Raw genomic sequence first — 22193 nt, 5'->3', positions numbered from 1 at the left:
GACCTCACTCCACGGCTTGGCCGTTCTGGAGCGCCTCGGACGGGTTGATGACGATCGCTTCCCCTGCGCGGACGCCGCGGAGGACGGCCACGGCGTCGCCCTTCTCCACGCCGGTCTGCACGACGCGCTCCTCGAGCCTGTGGTCGACGACGGCGAACAGGTGCGCGCGCCCGTCCCGCGGGACGAGGGCGGATCTCGGCACCACGGGGCTCGGCGCCTCGTCCGTGGCGAGCGCGACGGACGCGAACATGCCCGGCCGCAGCGCGCCGTCGGGGTCCTGCACCTCGGCCTCGGCGACGAGATCGCGCGTGGCCTCGCGGACCGCGGCGCCCACCCAGCGCACCGTGCCCGCGAACGACCGCCCCGGGTACGCCGGCACGGTGAACGTCAGCGCGCCGCCTGTCTTGACGGCCGCGAGGCTCGCCTCGGGCACGGTGAACCGGAGGCGCGGCGCGCCCTTCGAGACGAGCGCGACGACCCGGGAGTCCTGGCGGACGTACTCACCGACGTCGACGAAGCGCTCGGCGACCACCCCGTCGAACGGCGCGCGGATCTGGCCGTCGCCGACGCTCTGCGCGGCGGCGCGGGCGCGGGCGGAGGCGGCCGCGACCGAGAGCGGGGCGCTCCGGCACTGGTCGGCGATCCGATCGTGCTCGACGCCGGAGATCGCGCCGCTCTCGAGCAGCGCCCTGTAGCGCTCGCACTCGCGCTTCGCCGTCTCCTCCTGGGCGCGGGTCAGCGCGGCGTTCGCCTGCGCCTCCGCGGCGGAGAGCGCGGCGGCGCGGACGTCGAGGCGCGCGAGCAGGTCGCCCTTCTTCACCTCGGCGCCGCGCTCGACGAACGTCTCCACCACGCGGCCGACCGCGTTGGCGGCGAGATCGGTCTCCCGATCCCCGCGCAGCGTGCCGGTGAGCGCGATGCTGCGCGGCATGGGCTGCTCGCGCACCTCCGCGGTCTCGACGCGGGCCTTGGGCCCGTTCGTCTCGGCGGCGGTGGAGGCGCTGGCCCTTGTCCCGCAGCCCGCCGCTGCGGCGGCGAGCGCGAGGAGCAGGAGGAGGCTTCGGGCGCGGCCTTTCGTCGTTGTGTGGATCAAGGGTCCCTCGGGGCAGCGTCGGTCGCGGAGCGGCCTGATGCGGGCGGAGCGCGGCCTCGGCGGAGCACGGCGCCGCGCGCGCCGGCGCACGCGCCGGTGCGCTGCGCCGTCCGCTCGTTCCCCCGTCGCCCAGCCTCCGGCCCCAGCGCCCAGGCGCGCCGGCGCCCAGGCGACCGCAACCGACAGTTGCGATGGGTATAACACGGCCGGAGGCGACCGCAACCGCTGGTTGCGATGATCGCAACGAAAGGGTGCGATAGCCGGCCACGCCGTGAAATTGGGCTGGCGTGTGCCGCGCAGCGGAACTTCAATGGTGGTTGATGCAGGCGACGACGGCGAAGCGCACGGCGAAGCGAGGCTCCGCGAAGACGCGCGCGCTCGTGCGCGGCGAGCCTGTCGTGCGGGGCATCCTCGCCGCCACGCTGGAGGAGCTCGCGAGCGCGGGGTACCGCGCGCTCCGGATCGAGGACGTGGCGACGCGCGCGGGGGTCAACAAGACCACCGTCTACCGGCGCTGGCCGACGAAGGAGGACCTCGTGCGGGCCGCGCTCCTGTCGGTCACGGACGAGAAGATCATCCCGCCGAACACGGGCTCGCTGCGCGGGGACCTCGTCGCGCTCGGGCGCGCGATCATCGAGATCCAGACGTCGCCGGTGGGGCAGAGCCTCTTTCACGTGTTCCTGTCCGAGGGGCTCGACTCGGAGCTCATGACCATCGCCCGCTCGCTGCGCGCGGTCCAGGAGGCGGGGCTTTTGGCCATCATCGAGGCCGCTGTCGCGCGCGGCGAGCTCGCGCCGGGCGCGGATCCGCTGCTGCCGTGCGAGCTGCTCGCGGCCTACCTCCGGCACAAGATGCTCGCGGACCGCACGATCGTGGACGAGGCCCAGCTCGCCCACGTCGTCGACGTGATCCTCCTCGGCGTGCTGCGCCCGGATAGACGGAAGCGGGCCTGAGCCGCGCGTCTGCCCCGCCGAGCGCGATCCCTCCTGCCGACGCGCGGCCGTTCGACGCGCGCGCCGCCGCCTCCCCACAAGAAAAAGGGGCAGTCCATCACACGGCACGAACGCGTGTTCGTGTTCGTGTTCGTGTTCGTGTTCGTGTTCGTGTTCGTGCGCGTGGTCGTGCGCGTGCGCGTGCGCGTGCACGACACACGTGTCTATCGGCACATCCTTGTCAGGATACCCGCGAGGCGTGACAGAAGCCGTTTGCCCTGCTCGACGTCCTTGCCCTGGACGACGCCCATGAGATGGCAACGCGGTAGGCGTCGAGGTTTTCGTGGTCCAGGAGTGGACGGTCGGTGTTGGACGTGCGCGTTACATCGACGGGAAGGGCTCGCGCGTTGTGCGTCTTCGTGCACGCGCACGCGCACGCGCACGAACACGCGCACGAACACGACCACGATCACGATCACGACCACGCGGGGCCGGGAGTCTGTGCGGCTCAGACCCCAGATCGTTTATTGTGGATTTCGCGCCCAGGTGGGACGAGCGAGCCGAAGGTGCTGATGCACGAAGAAGGGCATCGCCGCGCTCGGGAAGAAGCGCAGGAAGATCCGCCGCGAGTAGCTGAGCACCATGACGAAGGCCCAGAGCGGGCGCAGCGCAGGGGCCACCTGATTGCCGCGCAGAGCTCATGCACGAGCCGCGCAGGAGGGCGCCAGGGCCGCGCAGGCACCGAACGACTGTAACAAAGGACACCGACATGGGTGCGCAGGAGAGGCGTCGAGCCTGCGCAGGAGGGGCGTCGGGGGCGCGCAGGAGGGCAACGGAGCTGCGCAGGAGGGGTGCCGCGGCCGCGCAGGAGGGGTGCCGCGGCCGCGCAGGAGGGGCGCCGCGGCCGCGCAGGCACCGATCGACTGTAACAAAGGACACCGACATGGGTGCGCAGGAGCGGCGTCGAGCCTGCGCAGGAGGGGCGTCGGGGGCGCGCAGGAGGGGCGTCGGAGGCGCGCAGGGGGGCAATGGGGCTGCGCAGGAGCGGCTACGGGGCTGCCCCTCGTCCCAGCGTCCCCCTCGGAGGCCGCCCCCGATTCGATCGCCGCCCGCCGATTTCCTGAGCACATCCGGCCCCAGCGCCCGATCTCTCTGCAGGGGCTCCTCCCGCCGCGGCGCCCCTGCCAGAGCCCCGTGCCCACAGCGCTGAACGCCCTCCCAGAGCCGTACCGCGCGCGCCCCCGCGCCGTGGGCGCCATTGACCCGCCGCGAGCGCGCTGCGTAGAAGGCAGCTCGCCATGAGCCTACCGGAGGGCACCCGCTCGGACGCGCCGCCGCCGGCCGAGGACCGGACCTACGCCACCGGTGATCGCTGCGAGAAATACCGCATCGTGCGGCTCCTCGGCGAGGGCGGCATGGGGCAGGTCTACGTCGCGGAGGACGAGTACCTGGGGCGGCGCGTCGCGCTCAAGGTCGTGCAGCGCAAGTACATGCAGGGCGGCGGCTTCGCCCAGGGCCAGCGCAAGGAGGCGCGCGTCCTGGCGGAGCTCGACCACCCCGCCATCGTCAAGGTCTACGACGCGGGCATCACGCGCGGCGGGGTGATGTACATCGTCATGGAGCTCATCGAGGGCATCTCGCTCCGGGAGCTGATCTTCCGCGCCGGCGCCCTGGACCTCCCGAGCGCGCTCTCGATCGCCGCGCAGATCGCGGACGCCGTCCGCGTGGCCCACCGGGCGGGCATCGTGCACCGCGACCTCAAGCCCGAGAACGCCCTCGTCACGCGCGCCGGGCTGGTCAAGGTCGTGGACTTCGGGATCGCCAAACGGATCCGGCGGCAGCCGCCGGGACACACGTCGAGCGACCCGTTCGCGAACATCGGGACGGTGCACTACATGGCGCCGGAGCAGATGCTCGGGGACGGCGCGACCAAGGCGTCGGACGTGTATGCGATCGGGATGATCCTCTACGAGATGATCGCCGGCCGGCACACGTTCGCGGCGACGTCGCACGAGGTGCCGACCGCGGGCGAGGTGATGCTCCACCAGCTCCACGCCGTGCCGAGGCCGCTCGTGGAGGCGGTGCCGGGCTTCGACGCCCGGGAGATCAGCGATCTCGTCGACCGGATGCTCTCGAAGCTCCCGCGCGAGCGGCCCCGGGCGGCCGAGGTCCAGCGCGCGCTGGCGCGGGCGGTCCGCCGTTACCGGGAGGAGCACCCCCCGACGAAGGTCGCATCCCGCTCGCGGCGGAGCACCGGCGCGACCCGCCGGTCGCGCCCCAGCCCCGGAACCGCCAGGTGAGCTGGGCGGAGCTCGACGCCGGCGCGGCGCGGGGCGCAGGCGGCGGTCCGGAGAGCACCGACGAGCGCGCCGCGTGGCCGGGGCCGGACGGAGCGCGCGACGTGCCGCAGTTCGGGACGGCGCCGCTCGCCGCCGCGTTCCGGGCGCCGGAGGCGGCGCTGCCGTTCCGGCCGGCGAGCACCGCGCCGCCCGAGCTGCGGGGCCGCGGCTGGACGGCCCGGATGCCCGGCGCGGCGGGGCCGGCGGCGGGCGCGGCGGCGCCCCCGCCCGATCAACCGGCGGCGGGCGCATGGGTGCCCGCCGCCGGCGTCGCTCCGGCGCCTCATGGCACCCTGCCGTGGGAGCAGCCGGCGACCGTGGCGCCCACGACCGCGCCGCTCCTCGACGCTCGCGGGATGCCCACGGGCGCTCCGGGACCGGGCACGTACGCGCCGGAGGCGACGGGGCGGCCGGGGTTTTCGACCGCCCCGCTGGGAGGGAGCGCCGGCGCGCGAGCGAGCGCGCCGCACCTGGCCACCGCCGGGGCCGATCCGAACGCGCGGGCGCGCTCGTTCGAGGGCCCCGCGCCCTCGACCGAGCCGCTGCGGCCCGCCGAGCTGAGCGCTGCACCGAGCGGAGCACCGCCGTGGGCCGAGGCCGGCCTGCCGGGGAGCATGCCGGCCCAGCCGAGCATGCCGGCCCAGCCGAGCATGCCGGCCCAGGCGGTCGAGCTCGGCCCGGCGTCGAGCGGAGGATCGCCGTGGGCGGGGACCGCCCTGACGCAGGGCATCCCACCCGACTCGATCGGGCTGGGTCCACCGCCCATCGACCGGCGCCGGAGGGCGCGGCTGGGGTGGACCGCCGCCGTCGCATGCTCGCTGGCGCTGGGGCTCTCGGCCGGGCTCGTGCTCGTCTGGCGCTCACCTCGCGACGTCGCGGCCCCGGCGCCCGTCGCGACCGAGCCCGCAGAGAGGCGGATCGTGACGGTGAGCCCGCCGGAGGGGGCGTCGAGCGCCGGCGCACCGGCGCCGCCCTCGAGCGTCGAGCCGCTGGAGGAGCCCGCGCCGCCGCCGGCCGTGGCGCCCGCGGCTGGCGAGGCGGCGGCGCCCGCGGCCGCCGGCAGCGCGCTGCCGGCGGCCTCGGCGCAGGAGGAGGCGATGCCCCCTCCCCCTGCCACGCCGGACGCCCGCCACGTCGCGGCCGCGCCCCCGACGTCGCCTGCGCCCGCGCAGCCGCGACCCGCCCTCGCGGCGCCGCAACCGCGCCCGGCCGCCGCGGCGCCGCAGCCGCGGGCAACGCCTGGCGCGCGGGGCGCCCGGCCGCCCGTCACGGTGCTGGAGGAGGACGACGACATCTATGGCATGCCGGCACCCGACCGCCGGCGCGCCGCCCCGCCGCCACCCGCGCGCAAGGCGCCCGCGCGGCCGTTCTGATCGAGGTGCCGCATGAGCCACGACGTCAAGAATTACCTGCCGAACGATGAGACCCTGCGCCGGGTCGCGGATCAGGACGCCTCGGACGAGAACCTGCGCCGCGCCATCGAGAACCCGCGCCTCCAGGACGTGCTGACGCAGCAGGAGGCGCGGCAGCAGCAGGGGAAGCGCGGCGCGCGAGGGGCGGCGAAGGGCACGCCCGCGGCGGGGGCGGCGACGGCGCCGGGGACGGCCGTGCCCGGCGCCGCGGGGGGCGCGGCGACGGCGCGGCCTCGGGCGCGACGGTGGCTCCGGTACGCGCTGATCGCGGTGGTCGCGGCGCTCTGCGTCCTCGTTCCGACGGCGCTCGCCTTCCTGGCCGGGAAGAAGAGCGCCCTGGAGGACGATCGCGGCGGCGCGCTCGCCCCGCCGGCGCCGCCGAGCGCGCTCCCGGGCGCGGCGAGCCCGGCGCCGGCCGCGAGCGCGCCCGCCTCGGCACCGGTCGCCCCAGCCGCCTCGGCCTCGGCCCTCGCCGCCCCGAGCGCCTCGGCCTCGGCCACCGCCGCCCCGAGTGCCTCGGCCACCGCCGCTCCGAGCGCCTCGGCCATCGCCCCCGCCCAGAGCGCGGTGGCGCGCCCGAGCGCGGCGGCCGTGCCCGCCCCCCGAGCCGGCGCGGTCCGGGCGCCGCCGAGCGCGCAGCGCGCTCCGGCGCCGCGCTCCACCGCGTCGTCCGCGCCCGCCCCGCCGGCGACCGCGCCCGTGCACGCCCCTCTTCCCTTCGGAAATAAGCCGGAGTTCTGACGCCCATGAAGACCCATCGATCGCTCGCCGCCTCGCTCCTCGCCGCCCTCGCGCTGTCGCCCGCGACAGGGAGCGCCGCACCGCCCGCGCCACCGCAAGCCCCTCCGGCCGCGCCGCCGCAGGCCACCTCGCCAGCGCCAGCGCAAGCCGACGCCATGTCGCGGGCGGCGCGCGACATGTTCGCGAAGGGCGAAGAGGCGTGGATGCAGGGGAAGTACGACCTGTGCCACGCATGGTTCCTCGCGGCGTGGAGCATCCGGCCGCACCGGCAGATCGCCGGCAACCTGGCGGCCTGCGAGCTCAAGGTCGGGCGCTACAGGGACGCCGCTGAACACCTGGCGTTCCTCATGCGACCAACCCCGGACGGCAAGCCGACCCCGCTCAGCCAGGAACACCGCGCCCTGCTCGACGAGGCCATGGCCAAGATCGCCGTGCTCCAGATCGACGCCGAGCCCGGCACGACCGTCGTGCTCGACGGCAACATCGTAGGGCAGGCGCCGCTCCCGACGCCCCTGTACCTGGAGCCGGGCGAGCACACGATCGAAGGGCGGTCGGCCTCGGGCCTCGTGGAGAAGCACTCGACGCGGTTCGACGCGGGCACGCAGCGGACGATCGCGCTGCAGCCACGGGCACCGCAGGCCGCGGCACCGCCCCAGGCGGCGCTGCCTGTGGCGCCGCCACCTGTCGCACCGGCGCCGCCGCCGGACACGCGGGTGCGCGACGGCGTCGTGATCGGCGGCCTCGCCCTCGGCGGCGCGGCGCTCGCGGCGGGCGTGGTGCTGGTGGTCGTGTCGAACGGCAAGAGCGAGGATGCCAGCGAAGCGCGCCATTCGATCGCCAAGGACGGCGGCATCAACGCGTGCAAAGACCCCGCGTTCAGGGCGCGCTGCGATGCGCTCGCCGACGCGAAACTCGCCGAGCAGACGACGAGGGACCTGGCCATCGCCGGCTTCGTGACCGCGAGCGCCGCGCTGGGTGGCGCGGCGCTCGCGTCCATGCTGTGGCCGGTCGGGGCGCCGCGGGCAGAGGCTGCACGCGGCTTGCGCATCGCCCCGGCAGTCACGGCGCAGAGCGCCGGGCTCATGATCGGAGGTGCGTTTTGAGTGAGCACGCGGCGGAGCGAAGAACGACCTGCGGTGGCCAACGGGAGAGGGTGATGCGACGCATGTACTGGAGCGGTGTCGTTGTCGTGCTGGCCGGCCTCGCCGCCGCCGGCGCAGGGTGCTTGAGGCCGTCGGAGGGCTGCTTGGACGAGCTGCTGTGCGATTTGGGGGAAGCAAGCGGGGGCGGTGGAGGGGGCGGAAGCACGCCGGAGCGGTGCGTGCCGAGCAAGAGCGGCGAGGCGGTGAACGACGGCTGCGGGATCTTCGTCGCAGCCTCTGGGAACGACGCCGCAGCGGGGACGAAGGGGGCGCCCCTCAAGACGATCCAGCAGGCGGTGGCGCGCGCGCAGCAAGAGGGCGCCGCGCGAAGGGTGTACGCCTGCGCCGAAGCGTTCGAGGGAGCGCTGGAACTGCCCGGCGGCGTCTCGCTCTTCGGAGGGCTCGACTGCTCGAACGGCTGGGGCTGGATCGGCGAGACGAAGAAGACGGAGTTCACCGCGAACGAGGGCGAGATCCCGCTCATCATGCGCGGCGGCGACGGCGCGGTGCGCGTCGAGGACGTCTACGTCGCCGCGCGCGCCATCGACCCCAGCCATGAGGCGGCGCGGGGCCTGTCGTCCATCGCCGCGCTCGCGGAGAGCGTCACTGTGGAGATGGCGCGCTGCACGCTCGAGGCGGGCGACGCCGCAGACGGCCGCGACGGCGAGCCGTACGCAGAGCCGGCGCTCGCCGGCGAGCAGGGCAACCCGGGCCTGGAGGCGTGTTCGGCCGCGGCAACGCTCGGCGGCCTTGTCAAGCCGAACGATTGCGGCACGCCCGACGACCCCAGCGACGATTCCACAGGCGGCACCGGAGGCATCGGACAGCCGACCGAGGGTGGAGCGGGGTCGCCTGGTGGACCGGAAAGCGCTGGCGGTCTTGGCGGCAGGGGCGAGGCCACACTGGAGTGCACCGTCGGCAGCGTCGGCGAGCCCGGCGCTGTCGGCGACCCCGGCGCCAGCGCCACCGGCCTCGGCGCGCTCTCCTCCTCCGGCTACGTCGGTATCTCCGGCAAACCCGGCACCCCCGGCACCACCGCGCGTGGTGGTGGTGGTGGCGGCGGAGCCAAAGGAGGCACCGCCGCGAATCAGTGCACACCGGACTCCGCCGGCGGCGCCAGCGGCGGCTCCGGCGGCCCCGGCGGCTGCGGCGGCAAGGGCGGGAGCCCCGGCGGCCCCGGCGGCGCCAGCATCGCCCTCATCAGCCTCGACGCCGAGCTCACGTTTACCGACGTCTCCCTCAAGGCCGGCCGCGGCGGCCGCGGCGGCAACGGCGGGCCCGGTCAAGAGGGCGGCATCGGCGGCATCGGCGGGCCGGGCGGCACCGTGCCGGATGGCATCCAAAACATTAAGGCCGGCTGCGCCGGCGGCCCCGGCGGCAAAGGCGGCAACGGCGGCATCGGCGGCGGCGGCATCGGCGGCCACTCCCTCGGCATCGCCTTCCGCGGCACTCCGCCCCCCACCGGCGGCCTCACCTTCACCACCGGCGAGCCCGGCCCCGGCGGCAACGGCGACGGCGACAGCGCCGCCGCGGGCATCAAGGCCGATACGCAGGAGTTTGCGCAGTAACGGTGCGCCGACGGACGGTCCTGAGAGAAAAAACGCACTGCCCTCAACAAAATCTGGCAACGACCGGCGCTCATCGGCAATGGCTCGTGGCGACGGGGTTCGCCCTTGGGCACGCGCATTGGGCCTTCACATCGCTCGACCGGAACAGTACAGCTCCGAGCGCACCTTGCGTGCCGCAGGTCGCACCCTGCGGGGTGCGACTCGGCGGGTCAGCCGGCAACTGCCGGTTGGTGGCCGATGGGCAGCCGGAGCAACTCTCCACCCACGAAAGTGGCCCGAGACCGGCTCAGCCCCGCTTTGTCGACGGGCGCCGCGCGCGTGCGTGGGCGCCGCGCACGCGACGCGCGCCATACGTTCCGATGACGCCGGGCGCTGCCGGAAATCGACTGGGCTCGCTGCACTTTCTGTGAGCAGGTCGGCTCGCTCGATCCGATCTCTTCTGTTGAGCCGATGTGCACCGCTGCGGTGCCCGCGAGCGCTGCCTCGCGTCCCAGCCGGCCCGGGAGATATCTCGTGAGCAAACCTGCCTTGGGGGTCCCGACACGACGGCGCACCCCTCCCGTCCGGCGCGCAGCGCCGGACCTGGGAGGGGCCGGCGGCGCGCAGGCGCGCAGCGCCGAGCACCGACGGGGGGTGGGCAGCCATCTCCCTCTCTGCATCTTCTTCCTTGCATCCTTCTTGAACAAGCCGGAGCTCTCACGCCCATGAAGAGCCGTCGTTCGATCGCCGCCTCGCTCCTGGCCGCCCTCGTGCTGTCGCCCGCGACGGGCAGCGCCGCCCCACCCGCGCCGCCGCAGGCCACCTCGCCAGCGCCAGCGCAAGCCGACGCCATGTCGCGGGCGGCGCGGGACATGTCCGCGAAGGGCGAGGAGGCGTGGATGCAAGGGAAGTACGACCTGTGCCACGCATGGTTCCTCGCGGCGTGGAGCATCCGGCCGCACCGGCAGATCGCCGGCAACCTGGCGGCCTGCGAGCTCAAGGTCGGGCGCTACAGGGACGCCGCTGAACACCTGGCGTTCCTCATGCGACCAACCCCGGACGGGAAGCCGACCCCGCTCAGCCAGGAACACCGCGCCCTGCTCGACGAGGCGATGGCCAAGATCGCCGTGCTCCAGATCGACGCCGAGCCCGGCACGACCGTCGTGCTCGACGGCAACATCGTAGGGCAGGCGCCGCTCCCGACGCCCCTGTACCTGGAGCCGGGCGAGCACACGATCGAAGGGCAGTCCCGCGCCGGCGCCCAGGCGCAGTTCCCGCTCCGGCTCGCCCCCGGGACGCAACGGAACATCGAGCTCCACCCGCCAGCGCCGAAGCCGACACCCACCACACCGGTGCCGGCGCCTGCGCCGCCGCCGGTCACGCCAACGCCGGCGCAGGCGCCGCCGGATACGCGGGTGCGCGACGGCGTCGTGATCGGAGGGCTCGCCCTCGGCGGCGCGGCGATCGCGGCAGGCGTAGTGCTGGCGGTCGTTTCGAACAGCAAGAGCGGGGAGGCGGACGACGCGCTTCATTCGATCGTGAAGGACGGCGGCATCAACGCGTGCAACGACCCCGCGTTCAGGGCGCGCTGCGACACGCTCGCCGATGCGTACATCGCCGAGGGGACGACAAGGAACCTGGCGATCACCGGCTTCGTGACCGCAGGCGCCGCGCTGGGCGGCGCCGCGCTCGCGTCCGTGATGTGGCCGGTCGGGACGCCGCGGACAGCAACTTCACGCGGCGTGCGCATCGTGCCGGCAATCACGACACAGAGCGCCGGGCTCTCGATCGGAGGCGTGTTTTGAGTGAGCACGCGGCGGAGCGAGGGACGACTTCCGGTAGCCAAAGGAAGAGGGTGATGCGACGCATGGACTGGAGCAGTGTAGTTGTCATGCTGGACGGCCTCGCGGTCGCCGCCGGCGCAGGGTGCGGCACGCTGCCACCGGACTGTCCGCACCGGTTGCGGTGCGGGCCGGTCGACGGCAGCGGCGGAGGTGGGGCCACGCCGGAAGGGTGCGTGCCGAGCACGAGCGGCCGGCCGGTAGATGACGCGTGCGGGGTGTTCGTCGCGACCAGCGGAGACGATGCCGCGGAGGGGACGAAAGCGGCGCCCGTCAAGACGATCCAGCACGCCATCGCACTGGCGCAGCAGGACGGTACCGCGCGACGCGTGTACACCTGCGCCGAGGCGTTCGAGGGTATGATTGAGGTGCCAGGCGGCGTCGGGCTTTTCGGAGGGCTCGACTGCTCGAACGGCTGGGACTGGATCGGCGAGACGACGAAGACGGCTATCTCCGCCGCTGAAGGCGAGATCCCGCTCGTGATGCGCGGCGGCGACGGCGCGGTGCGCGTCGAGGACGTCCACGTCACCGCGCGCGCCATCGACCCGAGTCACGAGGCAGCGCAGGGCCTGTCGTCAATCGCCGCACTCGCGGAGAGTGTCGCCGTCGAGTTGGCGCGCTGTACGCTCGAGGCGGGCGACGCAGCCGACGGCAGCGACGGCGAGGCATATGCCGAGGCGGCGCTTGCCGGCGAGATGGGCAATCCGGGCAAGGAAGCGTGCTCGGGGGAGATCGTCGTGCCCGGTGGTGTCAAGCTGAATACGTGCGGCACGCCCGACGACCCGAGCGACGATTCCACGGGCGGCCTCGGGGGTATCGGCACGCTGACGGAAGGTGGTGCTGGCTCGCCAGGTGGGCCGAGCGGCGCCAGCGGTCTGGGTGGCATGGGCGAGAGGACGATGGAATGCACCACCGGCACCGCCGGTGACGAGGGCGCCGCCGGCGACCCCGGTGCCAGCGCCACCGGCCTCGGCTCGCTCTCCTCCGCCGGCTACGGCGGTGTCTCCGGCAGGCCCGGCACACCGGGCACCACCGCGCAGGGCGGCGGCGGTGGCGGCGCCAAGGGCGGCGCCGCCGCCAACCAGTGCACCGCCGACTCCGCCGGAGGCGCCAGCGGCGGCTCCGGCGGACCCGGCGGCTGCGGCGGCAAGGGCGGTTTCCCCGGCGGCCCCGGCGGCGCCAGCATCGCCCTCGTCAGCCTCGACGCCAGCCTCACCTTCGACGACGTCTCGCTCAAGACCGGTCGCGGCGGTCGCGGAGGCAACGGCGGACCAGGTCAAGAGGGTGGCAGCGGTGGCCCCGGCGGCCTCGGCGGCACCCTGCCGGTCGGCGTCGAGGACCTCAAGGCCGGCTGCTCCGGCGGACCCGGAGGCAAGGGCGGCAACGGCGGCATCGGCGGCGGCGGCATCGGCGGCCACTCCCTCGGCATCGCCTTCCGCGGCACTCCGCCCCCCGCCACCGGCCTCACCATCACCACCGGCGAGCCCGGCCCCGGCGGCAACGGCGACGGCGACAGCGCCGCCTCCGGCATCAAGGCCGATACGCAGGAATTCGCCCAGCAACGGTGAGCCGACGGGCGTGCCCGAGAGAGAAAAACGCACTGCCCTCAACAAAACTGGCAACGAACGGTGCTCATCGGCAATGGCTCGTGGCGACGACGTTTTGCCCTCGGGCACGCGCATTGGGCCTTCACGTCCCTCGCTCGGCACGGTAACAGCCCAACCGCACCTTGCGTGCCGCAGGTCGCCCCTACGGGGTGCGACTCGGCGGGTCAGCCGGCAACTGCCGGTTGGTGGCCAATGGGCAGCCGGAGCAACTCTCCACCCACGATAGTGGCCCGAGACCGGCTCAGCCCCGCTTTGTCGATGTGCATCGCGCGCGTGCGTGAGCGCCGCCCGCGCGACGCGCGCCATGCATTCCGATGACGCCGTCGGCTGCCGGAAATCGTCAGAGGCCGCTGCACTTTCCTGAGCCGATCGCCTGGCTCGATCGGATCTCTCTGTAGAGCCGACGCGCACCGCTGCGGTGCCCGCGAGCGCTGCCTCGCGTCCCAAACCGGCCCGGGAGATGTCTCGTGAGCAAACCTGCCTTGGGGGTCCCCACACGACAACGCACCCCTCCCGTCCGGCGCGCAGCGCCGGACCGGGGAGGGGCCGGCGGCGCGCAGGCGCGCAGCGCCGAGCACCGACGGGGGGTGGGCAGCCCTCTCCCTCTCTGCACCTTCTTCCCTGCATCTTTCATGAACAAGCCGGAGCTCTCAGGCCCATGAAGCTCCATCGACCGATCGCCGCCCTGCTCGTCGCCGCGCTGCTGCTCCCGCCCGCGACAGGGAGCGCCGCACCACCCACGGCGGGGAGCGCGGCGAGGGTGGCCACGGCGAGCGGCGTCCTCGTGTCGCCGACGCCCTGCAGCGCCGCCGCCGCGGCGGCCTCGACGAACGCGAGCGGGAGCGCCGGAAGCACGATCCCGAGGTACGCGGCCGCCTGCCATTCCCGCGCAGCGGGGGCGGCGCGCTGGGCCGCCGAGGAGCGTGTCGCGGCCACGCGGCTACCGTAGCGCCGAGCCGGCGCCCGTCGAGGCGAGCGACCAGGCGGCACGGCGACCCGCGCCGGGCGCGGCGATCGGGTCGGTCTCGGCGCACGGGTCCGCGGCGCGCCGGCCCGCGCGCGAGGTGTCCGGCGTGCGCCCCGGCGACAGAGGCTATTTCATTGCAAGTGCATCTTGATTGCATTACATCGAGCCCACGCCAGACCTGACCCGGCCGTTCGCGCCGCGGCCGCGGATGCGCCTCGTTCACCCCGCGCCGCACGCGCGGCAGGCGCACCCGTCCGCGCGGGAGCGCGCCGGCGCTGGCGAGAGAGGATCTCGACGTGACGCAAAAGCTTCCTGTGACCGTGCTGTCCGGCTTCCTGGGCGCCGGCAAGACAACGCTGCTCAACCACGTCCTCGCGAGCCGCGACGCGCTGCGCGTCGCGGTGATCGTCAACGACATGAGCGAGGTCAACGTCGACGCCGCGCTCGTGCGCGGCGGGGGCGGGGCGCTGCGCCGCGTGGAGGAGCGGCTCGTCGAGATGTCGAACGGCTGCATCTGCTGCACGCTCCGGGAGGATCTCCTTGTCGAGGTGGCCCGCCTGGCGGCCGAGGGGCGCTTCGACTACCTGCTGATCGAGTCGACGGGCATCTCGGAGCCGCTCCCGGTCGCCGAGACGTTCACCTTCGACGATCCGGCGACGGGCAAGCGCCTCTCGGAGGTCGCCCGGCTCGACACGCTGGTCACCGTCGTCGACGCGCAGCGGTTCCTCGCCGACTGGACGAGCGCCGACGACCTGCGCGCGCGCGAGGCCGCGCTGGACGGCGACGACGAGCGCACGGTCGCGGACCTGCTCGTCGAGCAGATCGAGTTCGCGAACGTGCTCGTGCTCAACAAGACGGATCTGGTGAGCGATGACGAGGTGGAGCGGCTCACCGCGATGCTGCTTCATCTGAACCCCGGCGCCCGGATCGTCAGGGCCTGCCGCGGCCAGGTCGATCCTCGGGAGATCCTCGGCACCGGACGCTTCGATTTCGAGGAGGCGGCGCGCTCGCCCGGCTGGATGCGGGAGCTGCGCGGGGAGCACGTCCCCGAGACCGAGGCGTACGGGATCGAGAGCTTCGTCTACCGCGCCGAGCGCCCGATGCACCCGGAGCGGCTCTGGGCCTTCCTCCACGGGGCGGCCGCCTGGGATGGAGTGCTCCGCTCGAAGGGGTTCTTCTGGCTGGCGACGCGCATGGACATCACAGGCGCCTGGTCGCAGGCGGGCGGCGCCGCCTCGTTCGAGGCGGCCGGGCTCTGGTACGCCGCCTTGCCGGAACCGGAAGAGGAGCGGCCGGAGGACGACCGGCCGTGCGCCACGTGGCATCCGGTCTGGGGCGACCGGCGGCAGGAGATCGTGTTCATCGGTGTCGACATGGGCCGAGAGGAGCTCAGGCGCGGGCTCGACGCCTGCTTGCTCACGCCGGACGAGATGGCCGCGGGGCCTTCCGCCTGGAGCCGGTTCGAGGATCCCTTCCCGGCGTGGGAGGACGCGGGTGAGCCGGATGAACAAGAGAGCGAGGCCGGGCCGGAGCAGCTGCGGGCCTGAGGCGCTCCCTGCAGGCCGGCTGACTCGGCCTTGGCGGGGCGCGCTGCGGCGCGGCGCGCTCACGCTGGCCGCATGGCCGCGAGCTGTGGAGTCGCGACTACTTGCCTCCTCCCTTCGAGATCTTCCCTTCCGTGAAGATCACGTGTTTGCGGACCTGCGAACAGGGTCACCCGCCCTCACGTCGAGTCGGCATTCCCTCCAGAGATCGCCGCTGCGCGGCGTTCAGCCGGATCCCCGGCCGCCGGAGCCGGAGCTGGGCCTCCGCCTCGCGCACGCTCGCCGCGAGCCCCCGGGTCAACAGCAGCGCTGCCGCGATCGTCGCCGAGCGACCATGGCCGGACGCGCAATGCAGGTAGATCGCCTCCCTGCCGTGCAGTCGATGGATGAGCTCACGCAGCGCGCCCGCTTCGGGAGCCGCGCCGTCGAGCACCGGCACGCACAGGTAACCTGGATGGCGGCGCAGAGCGGCGGCGGCGGGAAACTCGGCCGTCAGGTCCACGATCACCCGCACGCCCTCCGGTAGCTCCTGGCCGCAGGGGCGCCGGCCGACCCAGAGCCCCGGCACGACCTCGTTCGCGCAGTCCTCGCGCCCGAGCAGGCGCTCGCCGTGCCATATCGACCACGTGAGCAAGAAGTACGGCGCGAACGGCAGCCAGGCCCACCACGCCAGCGCGCCGTCGACCCGCTTTCCTAGCAGGGCGGGCTTGCGCGCCAGGTAGGCAGCGCCGACGAGGGCGAAGCTCAGCGCCGGCCAGAGCAGGGCGAGCGCGGCGCCGCCGGCCACGACGGCGAGCCACAGGAGCGACGCGCTCAGCGCGATGAACAAGGAGCCGTAACGCATCGAGCGGCACGATCGTACGGCCCGGGCTCAGCCGGCGCGAGCGTTCCCGCGGAGGCAGCGACGAGAGAAGTGTTGACGCGATTCCAGGATTGCATCGAGAGTGCGTGGGTGGGCGCGCAGGGCGGCGCGGCCCTGGCATCGCGCTCGACAGGGCGGGCCTGCAGGAAGGAGCGGACATGAAGCTGTTTCGGTTTGCGAGCGGTGGCGGTCCTCGGCTCGGGCTCGAGGACGAGCGGGGAGCGCGCCACGACCTCACGGCGGCATCCCCGGAGGCGTTCGCTTCCGTCGCCTCGTGGCTCGCCTTGCCGGATCCCCTCGGCGCCGTGCGCGACGCGCGCGCGCGCGCGCACGTCGAAGCCCACCCCCTCCCGCCCGACGTCCCGCTGCTCGCCCCGATCGACGGGCAGGAGGTCTGGGCGGCGGGCGTCACCTACGAGCGCTCGCGCGCCGCGCGCAAAGAGGAGAGCGCCGGCGGCGGCGACTTCTACGACCGCGTGTACGAGGCCGAGCGCCCCGAGCTGTTCTTCAAGGCGACGCCCCGCCTGGTCGTCGGCCCGGGCGCGCCGGTGCGCATCCGCCGCGACTCGAGCTGGAACGTGCCCGAGCCGGAGCTCTCGCTCGTCGTCTCCGCGGCGGGCCGCATCGTCGGCTACACGGCCGGCAACGACGTCTCGTCGCGGTCCATCGAGGGCGACAACCCCCTCTACCTGCCGCAGGCGAAGGTCTACGACGGCTGCTGCGCGCTCGGCCCCGCCATCGCGCTCGCGGACGACCCCGGGCTGAACCTGCGCGCGCTCTCCATCGAGCTCGCGATCCGGCGCCGGGGCGAGGCGGTGTTCGCGGGGAAGACCTCGACCGCGAGCATGCGGCGCTCGCCCGAGGAGCTCGTCGCCTACCTCACGCGCGAGCTGAGCTTCCCGACGGGCGTCGTCCTCATGACCGGGACCGGCATCGTCCCGCCGGACTCGTTCACCCTGGAGCCCGACGACCTCGTGGAGATCACCATCCACGGCGTCGGCACGCTGGCGAACCCCGTATCTCCACGTTGACAAGGCACCCATGGAATTCCTCGCCCACAACGCCGCGACCGGGGAAAAACTCGGCGCCTACCGTGACGCCACCGCCGACGAGATCGACGCCGCCGCCCGCGCCGCCGTCGCTGCGGCGCCGGCCCTCGCCGGCCTCGCGCCGGAGCTGCGCGCCCGGCTCCTGGAGACCGCCGCCGACGAGCTCATGGCGCTCGGCGACCCCCTGATCCAGACCGCGCACAGGGAAACCGGGCTGCCCATCGCCCGCCTCGAAGGCGAACGCGGCCGCACCACCGGCCAGCTGCGCCTCTTCGCCGCCGTCGCGCGCGAGGGCTCCTGGGTCGATGCCCGGATCGATCCCGCGCTGCCGGACCGCAAGCCGCTCCCGCGCCCCGACCTGCGCCGCATGTTGCGGCCGCTCGGCCCGGTCGCCGTCTTCGGCGCGAGCAATTTCCCCCTCGCGTTCTCCGTCGCCGGCGGCGACACCGCCTCCGCCCTCGCCGCGGGCAACCCGGTCGTGGTCAAGGCCCACCCGGCGCACCCGGGTACCTCCGAGCTCGCGGCGTCGGCCCTGCGCTCCGCCGTGCAGAAGGCGGGCCTGCCCGCGGGCGTGTTCGGCATGGTGCACGGCGCCTCGCCCGAGGTCTCGCTCGCGCTGGTGCGCCACGAGGCCATCCAGGCGGTGGGCTTCACCGGGTCCACCCGCGCGGGCCGCGCCCTCTGCGACGCCGCCGCGGCCCGCCCGCGGCCCATCCCCGTCTTTGCCGAGATGAGCAGCATCAACCCGCTCGTCGTGCTGCCCGGCGCGCTGCGCGAGCGCCGCGACGCGATCGCCGAGGGGCTCATCAGCTCGTGCACGCTCGGCGTCGGCCAGTTCTGCACCAAGCCCGGCCTCGTCCTGGGGCTGGCCTCCCCCGAATGGGATGCGTTCGCGCTGTCGGTCGCCGACCGGGCCCGCGCCATCACGCCCGGCGTGATGCTGCACGCCGGTATCCAGGCGTCGTTCGACCGCTCCGTGCGGGAGCTGAGCGGCGTGGAGTGGCTGACCGAGGCCGGCGCGCGCGTCGCTCGCGTCTCCGCCGCCGACTTCGCGCGGGAGCCGCACCTCGCGCACGAGATCTTCGGACCGTACACGCTGCTCGTCACCGCGTCGGACCGCGGAGAGCTGCTCCAGCTCCTCGGCGCGCTCGACGGCCAGCTCACCGCCACGCTCCACGGGACCGCCGACGACCTCGCCGCCGCCCAGGACCTCGTCGATGTCCTCGGCCGTGTCGCGGGCCGCCTCGTCTTCGGCGGCTACCCGACCGGCGTGGAGGTGTCGCACGCCATGCACCACGGCGGGCCGTATCCAGCGAGCAGCGACGTGCGCTTCACGTCGGTCGGGACCGCGGCCATCCTCCGCTTCGCGCGCCCCGTTTGCTACCAGTCGTGCCCGCCCGCGCTGCTCCCGCCGGAGCTGCGCGACGAGAATCCGCTCGGAATATCGCGTCTCCTCGACGGCCGGGCCACCCGCGACCCCATCCCGCCCCGCGCATGAGCCACGACCCGGTATTCGAGTCCGGCAGCGAGGCGATCTACACCCTGCGCACGACGGCGCCCGGGCCGTCGGGGCGCCTCCCGCTCGGGGCCGAGCAGCTGCGCGCCATGTCGAGCGGCGAGCTGTTCGGCTGGACCCAGAACGCCGGCATGGGGTGGGATCCTGCGCGCCTGAACGGCAAGCAGTTCCTCGTGCTCAGCACGCAGGGCGGGATCCGCGCGCCCGACGGCACGCCGATCGCGCTCGGGTACCACACGGGGCACTGGGAGGTGGGGCTGCTCATGGAGGAGGCAGCCCGCACGTTCACGGCCGGCGGGGCCATCCCGTTCGCCGGCTATGTCAGCGATCCGTGCGACGGGCGGACCAATGGCACCGTCGGCATGCTCGACAGCCTCGCTTACCGCAACGACGCCGCCATCGTCTTTCGGCGACTGATACGCTCGCTGCCCACCCGCCGGGGCGTGCTCGGCGTCGCCACCTGCGACAAGGGCCTGCCGGCCATGTTGATGGCGCTCGCCGGCACCCTCGACCTCCCCGCGGTGCTCGTGCCGGGCGGCGTCACGCTCCTCGCGGAGGAGGCCGAGGACACCGCCAAGGTCCAGACGCTCGCGGCGCGTTATGCGCGCGGCGAGGTGAGCCTCGATCACGCCGCCGAGATGGGCTGCCGCGCCTGCGGCTCCCCCGGCGGCGGCTGCCAGTTCATGGGCACGGCCGCGACGAGCCAGGTGGTGGCGGAGGCGCTCGGCCTCGCCCTCCCGCACGGCGCGCTCAGCCCGTCGGGCGCCGAGATCTGGCGCGACCTCGCCCGCCGCTCCGCGCACGCGCTCATGGCCCTCGAGCGACGCGGCGTGACGACGCGGGACATCGTCACCGACGACTCGGTCCACAACGCCATGGTGCTGCATGCCGCCGTCGGCGGGTCGACCAACCTGGTGCTCCATGTGCCGGCGATCGCGCACGCGGCCGGGCTCCGGCGCCCCACGGTGGACGACTGGGCGCGCGTCAACGCCCTCGTTCCGCGGCTCGTGGACGTGCTGCCCAACGGGCCGAAACATTACGCCACGGTCCAGGTCTTCCTCGCGGGGGGCGTCCCGGAGGTCATGCTCCACCTGCGCGAGCTCGGCCTGCTGCGGCTCGGCGCGCGCACCGTCAGCGGCCGGACCCTGGGCGAGAACCTCGAGTGGTGGGAGCGCAGCGAGCGGCGCCGGCGCCTGCGCGACAAGCTACGGCAGCTCGACGGCATCGACCCGGACGACGTGATCATGTCCGCCGGAAAGGCACGCGAGCGCGGCCTCACCAGCACGGTGACCTTCCTGCGCGGCGACCTCGCGCCGGAGGGAGCGCTCGTGAAGAGCACCGCGATCGCTCCCCAGGTGATCGGACCGGACGGCGTTTATCTGCACGAAGGGCCTGCGCGCGTGTTCGGCAGCGAGGACGCGGCGATCGAGGCGATCAAGGCGGGCGCCGTGCAGCCGGGCGACGTGATGGTGCTGATCGGCATCGGTCCCGGTATCGGGATGCCGGAGACGTACCAGATCACCTCTGCCCTCAAGCACGTGAAGGAGGGGCACCGTATCGCCCTGGTCACGGACGGTCGTTTCTCCGGCGTCTCGACCGGGGCGTGCATCGGCCATGTCAGCCCGGAGGCGTGGGCGGGTGGCCCCATCGGCCGCGTGCGCGACGGAGACCGCATCCGGCTGCGGATCGACACGCGCAGGCTGGAGGGGACGGTGGACGTCGTGGGTGTGGAGGACGGCGGTCTTGACGCCCGCTCGCCCAATCCAGCCCTTCAACCGGACGGCCGGGTGAACCCGGATACGCGGTTGTGGGCCGCGCTTCAGGATGCCAGCGGCGGCAGCTGGGGTGGTTGCGTCTATGATGCGGACCGCATCATCGGGCTGCTCGGTCGCGCCATCGCCGCGGAGCGGAGCTCCTCTGGCACATGAGCTTTTGATGTAGCGTTATTTTTCCAGAAGAAAGGCGGATCGCGTGATGTTCCATCATTCAGCCAGCGCGTGCAGCGTGGCTGTACGATGTGAACGATCACAACGAGAAGCTTGACTTCCGGATCGCGTTTGGATTTCCTAAGCGCCGAAACCAGAAGATCTGTCGTGGTTAGGCCCCACGAGCGTCGACGATCACGTCATTGAATTGTGAGGGCGCCCGCGAAACCCGCGTGGTGTCCCGGGAATGACGCGCGACACCGTCGCTCGCCAGATGCGAATCGTTGTACCTTGGTGTTTTTGCCGTGAGCACTATGGCGGCACGCAGACATTGCCCTCGTCGTTCGTGAGGGCGAGAACGTGACGACGTGGGATGGGCCGCAGAGGTCTCCATCCGACCACGTCTCTTTGCTCGAAAGGTAGCGGCACGATGTCGATTGGCCAGTTGAAGTCACGTGGATCGGCGCGGCGCGCAGCGGCGGTGTTGAGCTGTGCGCTCGGGCTCTGGGGTCTCTCTGGCCTGTCTGCTTGCAAAGACAAGCCCGACAGCGCTCCGGCCGCAGGGGGCTCCGCCAGCGCCGCGGCCAGCGCCGCGGTCGCGCAGGCGCCGGGCGGGCAAGGGCCCAAGGTCGTGCCGGGGCCCGGCCATAACCCCGAGTGCTTCGCGCCGTGGAAGCAGGACACCAAGTACCTGCAGTGGACGGCGCGAAAGCCGCCGTTCCGCCTCGCGCTCGTCAACGGCTACGTCGGCAACGCCTGGCGCATCCAGATGGTCAAGACGGCCAAGGCCTTCGCCAAGGATCCGGCCATCGCGCCGCTGATCAAGGAGTTCAAGGTGGTGTCGACAGGCACCGACGTCGCGGCCCAGCTCGGCGCGATCGAGGACTTCATCAACCAGGGCTTCGACGGCATCGTCACGCTCGCCGTCAGCCCCGACGGCTTCGATCGCGTGATCCGTCTCGCCGACAAGAAGGATGTCGTCCTGGTTCCGTTCGACAACGTGCTCGACACGGACAAGGTGATGCAGGTCAACGAGGACCAGCTGGCGATGGGGCGCCAGTGGGGCGAGTTCCTCGACAAGCAGCTCGGCGGCAAGGGCAAGGTGCTCGAGGTCCGCGGCCTGCAGGGCAACTCCGTCGATCGCGACCGCCACGTCGGCTTCCGCCAGGTCATGGAAGCGCCGGGTAAGAGCTACACCATCGTGGAGGTGGTGGGCGGATGGGACGACGGCAAGGCGCAGAAGGCGGTGGCCGACGCGCTGGCCGTGCACCGGAAGTTCGACGCGCTCTTCGCGCAGGGCGGCTCGACGGGCGCCGTCCGCGCGCTGCTCGACGCCGGACACAAGCCGATCCCGGTCGCCACGGAGGCCGAGAACGGCGTGCGCAAGCTGATCGCCAAGCACCACGAACAGGGCATGAAGGGCCTGTCGCTCGGCCAGTCTCCGGGGCTCGCGGCCATCGCGATGAAGGCGGCGCTCGAGGGCCTGCAAGGCAAGGTGATGCCGCAGATGATCTCCGTGCCGATCCCCGCCGCCGATCACACGACGCTGAAGGACGGCGAGAGCTTCTTCTCCCAGCTCTCCGACAACTTCTTCACGCCCAACGAGTTCCCGCCCTGCGGGGTCAACATCTCGGGCGTGAAGATCATGAACGAGTCGGAATCCGACGTGAAGTAGA

General features: G+C 73.4%; 16 protein-coding genes. 13 read left to right on the top strand and 3 right to left on the bottom strand.

The genetic code is table 11. The features are described from left to right. Positions 1-4: 4 nt before the first annotated feature. Positions 5-1093: an efflux RND transporter periplasmic adaptor subunit gene (locus tag WMF22_RS45400; RefSeq protein WP_437296039.1), complete on the bottom strand. Its 1089-nt coding sequence runs from the start codon at positions 1091-1093 to the stop codon at positions 5-7. A gap of 320 nt (positions 1094-1413) precedes the next feature. On the opposite strand from WMF22_RS45400, the gene WMF22_RS45395 reads away from it, so the two are divergent. From WMF22_RS45395 to WMF22_RS45360, 8 genes are all read left to right on the top strand, one after another. Then, positions 1414-2046, top strand: coding sequence for a TetR/AcrR family transcriptional regulator (locus WMF22_RS45395; RefSeq protein WP_437296038.1), 633 nt, complete (start codon positions 1414-1416; stop codon positions 2044-2046). A 1277-nt stretch (positions 2047-3323) separates the two neighbouring features. Beyond that, complete coding sequence (locus tag WMF22_RS45390; protein WP_438033789.1) at positions 3324-4325, top strand: serine/threonine-protein kinase; 1002 nt, start codon at positions 3324-3326, stop codon at positions 4323-4325. Continuing rightward, entirely contained in the window at positions 4322-5737 is a 1416-nt protein-coding gene (locus WMF22_RS45385) for a hypothetical protein (protein ID WP_438033788.1), read from the top strand. Before WMF22_RS45390 ends, WMF22_RS45385 begins: the two co-directional genes overlap by 4 nt. 12 nt (positions 5738-5749) lie before the next feature. Then, positions 5750-6517: a hypothetical protein gene (locus WMF22_RS45380; protein WP_438033787.1), complete on the top strand. Its 768-nt coding sequence runs from the start codon at positions 5750-5752 to the stop codon at positions 6515-6517. A gap of 5 nt (positions 6518-6522) precedes the next feature. Then, the gene (locus WMF22_RS45375) at positions 6523-7620 is read left to right on the top strand and encodes a hypothetical protein (RefSeq protein WP_438033786.1); all 1098 of its coding nucleotides are present in this window, start codon (positions 6523-6525) and stop codon (positions 7618-7620) included. Between the two features lie 62 nt (positions 7621-7682). After that, entirely contained in the window at positions 7683-9227 is a 1545-nt protein-coding gene (locus WMF22_RS45370; protein ID WP_438033785.1) for a PGRS family protein, read from the top strand. A gap of 704 nt (positions 9228-9931) precedes the next feature. After that, positions 9932-11011, top strand: coding sequence for a hypothetical protein (locus WMF22_RS45365; RefSeq protein ID WP_438033784.1), 1080 nt, complete (start codon positions 9932-9934; stop codon positions 11009-11011). A 53-nt stretch (positions 11012-11064) separates the two neighbouring features. Beyond that, positions 11065-12615: a PGRS family protein gene (locus tag WMF22_RS45360; protein WP_438033783.1), complete on the top strand. Its 1551-nt coding sequence runs from the start codon at positions 11065-11067 to the stop codon at positions 12613-12615. Between the two features lie 669 nt (positions 12616-13284). On the opposite strand, the gene WMF22_RS45355 is transcribed toward WMF22_RS45360, so the two are convergent. After that, positions 13285-13590: a hypothetical protein gene (locus WMF22_RS45355; protein WP_438033782.1), complete on the bottom strand. Its 306-nt coding sequence runs from the start codon at positions 13588-13590 to the stop codon at positions 13285-13287. 327 nt (positions 13591-13917) lie between these two features. On the opposite strand from WMF22_RS45355, the gene WMF22_RS45350 reads away from it, so the two are divergent. Continuing rightward, positions 13918-15168 (top strand): GTP-binding protein, encoded by a 1251-nt coding sequence (locus WMF22_RS45350; RefSeq protein WP_438033781.1) that lies wholly within the window; start codon positions 13918-13920, stop codon positions 15166-15168. Positions 15169-15334: 166 nt separating this feature from the next. Here WMF22_RS45350 and WMF22_RS45345 read toward each other — a convergent pair whose 3' ends face one another. Continuing rightward, complete coding sequence (locus WMF22_RS45345) at positions 15335-16009, bottom strand: dual specificity protein phosphatase family protein (RefSeq protein ID WP_438033780.1); 675 nt, start codon at positions 16007-16009, stop codon at positions 15335-15337. A gap of 176 nt (positions 16010-16185) precedes the next feature. Between WMF22_RS45345 and WMF22_RS45340 the strand changes: the two genes are divergently transcribed. The 4 genes from WMF22_RS45340 (at position 16186) to WMF22_RS45325 (ending at position 22192) form a co-directional block, all read left to right on the top strand. Further along, complete coding sequence (locus WMF22_RS45340) at positions 16186-17058, top strand: fumarylacetoacetate hydrolase family protein (RefSeq protein ID WP_438033779.1); 873 nt, start codon at positions 16186-16188, stop codon at positions 17056-17058. Positions 17059-17068: 10 nt separating this feature from the next. After that, entirely contained in the window at positions 17069-18574 is a 1506-nt protein-coding gene (locus WMF22_RS45335) for an aldehyde dehydrogenase (NADP(+)) (RefSeq protein ID WP_438033778.1), read from the top strand. Next, positions 18571-20520: a YjhG/YagF family D-xylonate dehydratase gene (locus tag WMF22_RS45330; RefSeq protein ID WP_438033777.1), complete on the top strand. Its 1950-nt coding sequence runs from the start codon at positions 18571-18573 to the stop codon at positions 20518-20520. Before WMF22_RS45335 ends, WMF22_RS45330 begins: the two co-directional genes overlap by 4 nt. 442 nt (positions 20521-20962) lie before the next feature. Continuing rightward, complete coding sequence (locus WMF22_RS45325; protein ID WP_437296022.1) at positions 20963-22192, top strand: sugar ABC transporter substrate-binding protein; 1230 nt, start codon at positions 20963-20965, stop codon at positions 22190-22192. The last annotated feature ends 1 nt before the right edge of the window (position 22193 follow it).

The organism is Sorangium sp. So ce204 (genome assembly GCF_051526795.1).
GTDB classification, from domain to species: domain Bacteria; phylum Myxococcota_A; class Polyangia; order Polyangiales; family Polyangiaceae; genus Sorangium; species Sorangium cellulosum_B.
The sequence above is the reverse complement of the archived record's forward strand: the minus strand, read 5'-3'. Positions and strand labels throughout refer to the sequence as shown.

Bases quoted from the DNA above. Each gene is read 5' to 3' on its own strand.
- WMF22_RS45395 (WP_437296038.1), top strand. From the start codon at position 1,414: ATGCAGGCGACGACGGCGAAGCGCACGGCGAAGCGAGGCTCCGCGAAG.
- WMF22_RS45390 (WP_438033789.1), top strand. From the start codon at position 3,324: ATGAGCCTACCGGAGGGCACCCGCTCGGACGCGCCGCCGCCGGCCGAG.
- WMF22_RS45380 (WP_438033787.1), top strand. From the start codon at position 5,750: ATGAGCCACGACGTCAAGAATTACCTGCCGAACGATGAGACCCTGCGC.
- WMF22_RS45375 (WP_438033786.1), top strand. From the start codon at position 6,523: ATGAAGACCCATCGATCGCTCGCCGCCTCGCTCCTCGCCGCCCTCGCG.
- WMF22_RS45370 (WP_438033785.1), top strand. From the start codon at position 7,683: ATGTACTGGAGCGGTGTCGTTGTCGTGCTGGCCGGCCTCGCCGCCGCC.
- WMF22_RS45365 (WP_438033784.1), top strand. From the start codon at position 9,932: ATGAAGAGCCGTCGTTCGATCGCCGCCTCGCTCCTGGCCGCCCTCGTG.
- WMF22_RS45360 (WP_438033783.1), top strand. From the start codon at position 11,065: ATGCGACGCATGGACTGGAGCAGTGTAGTTGTCATGCTGGACGGCCTC.
- WMF22_RS45345 (WP_438033780.1), bottom strand. From the start codon at position 16,009: ATGCGTTACGGCTCCTTGTTCATCGCGCTGAGCGCGTCGCTCCTGTGG.
- WMF22_RS45340 (WP_438033779.1), top strand. From the start codon at position 16,186: ATGAAGCTGTTTCGGTTTGCGAGCGGTGGCGGTCCTCGGCTCGGGCTC.
- WMF22_RS45335 (WP_438033778.1), top strand. From the start codon at position 17,069: ATGGAATTCCTCGCCCACAACGCCGCGACCGGGGAAAAACTCGGCGCC.
- WMF22_RS45330 (WP_438033777.1), top strand. From the start codon at position 18,571: ATGAGCCACGACCCGGTATTCGAGTCCGGCAGCGAGGCGATCTACACC.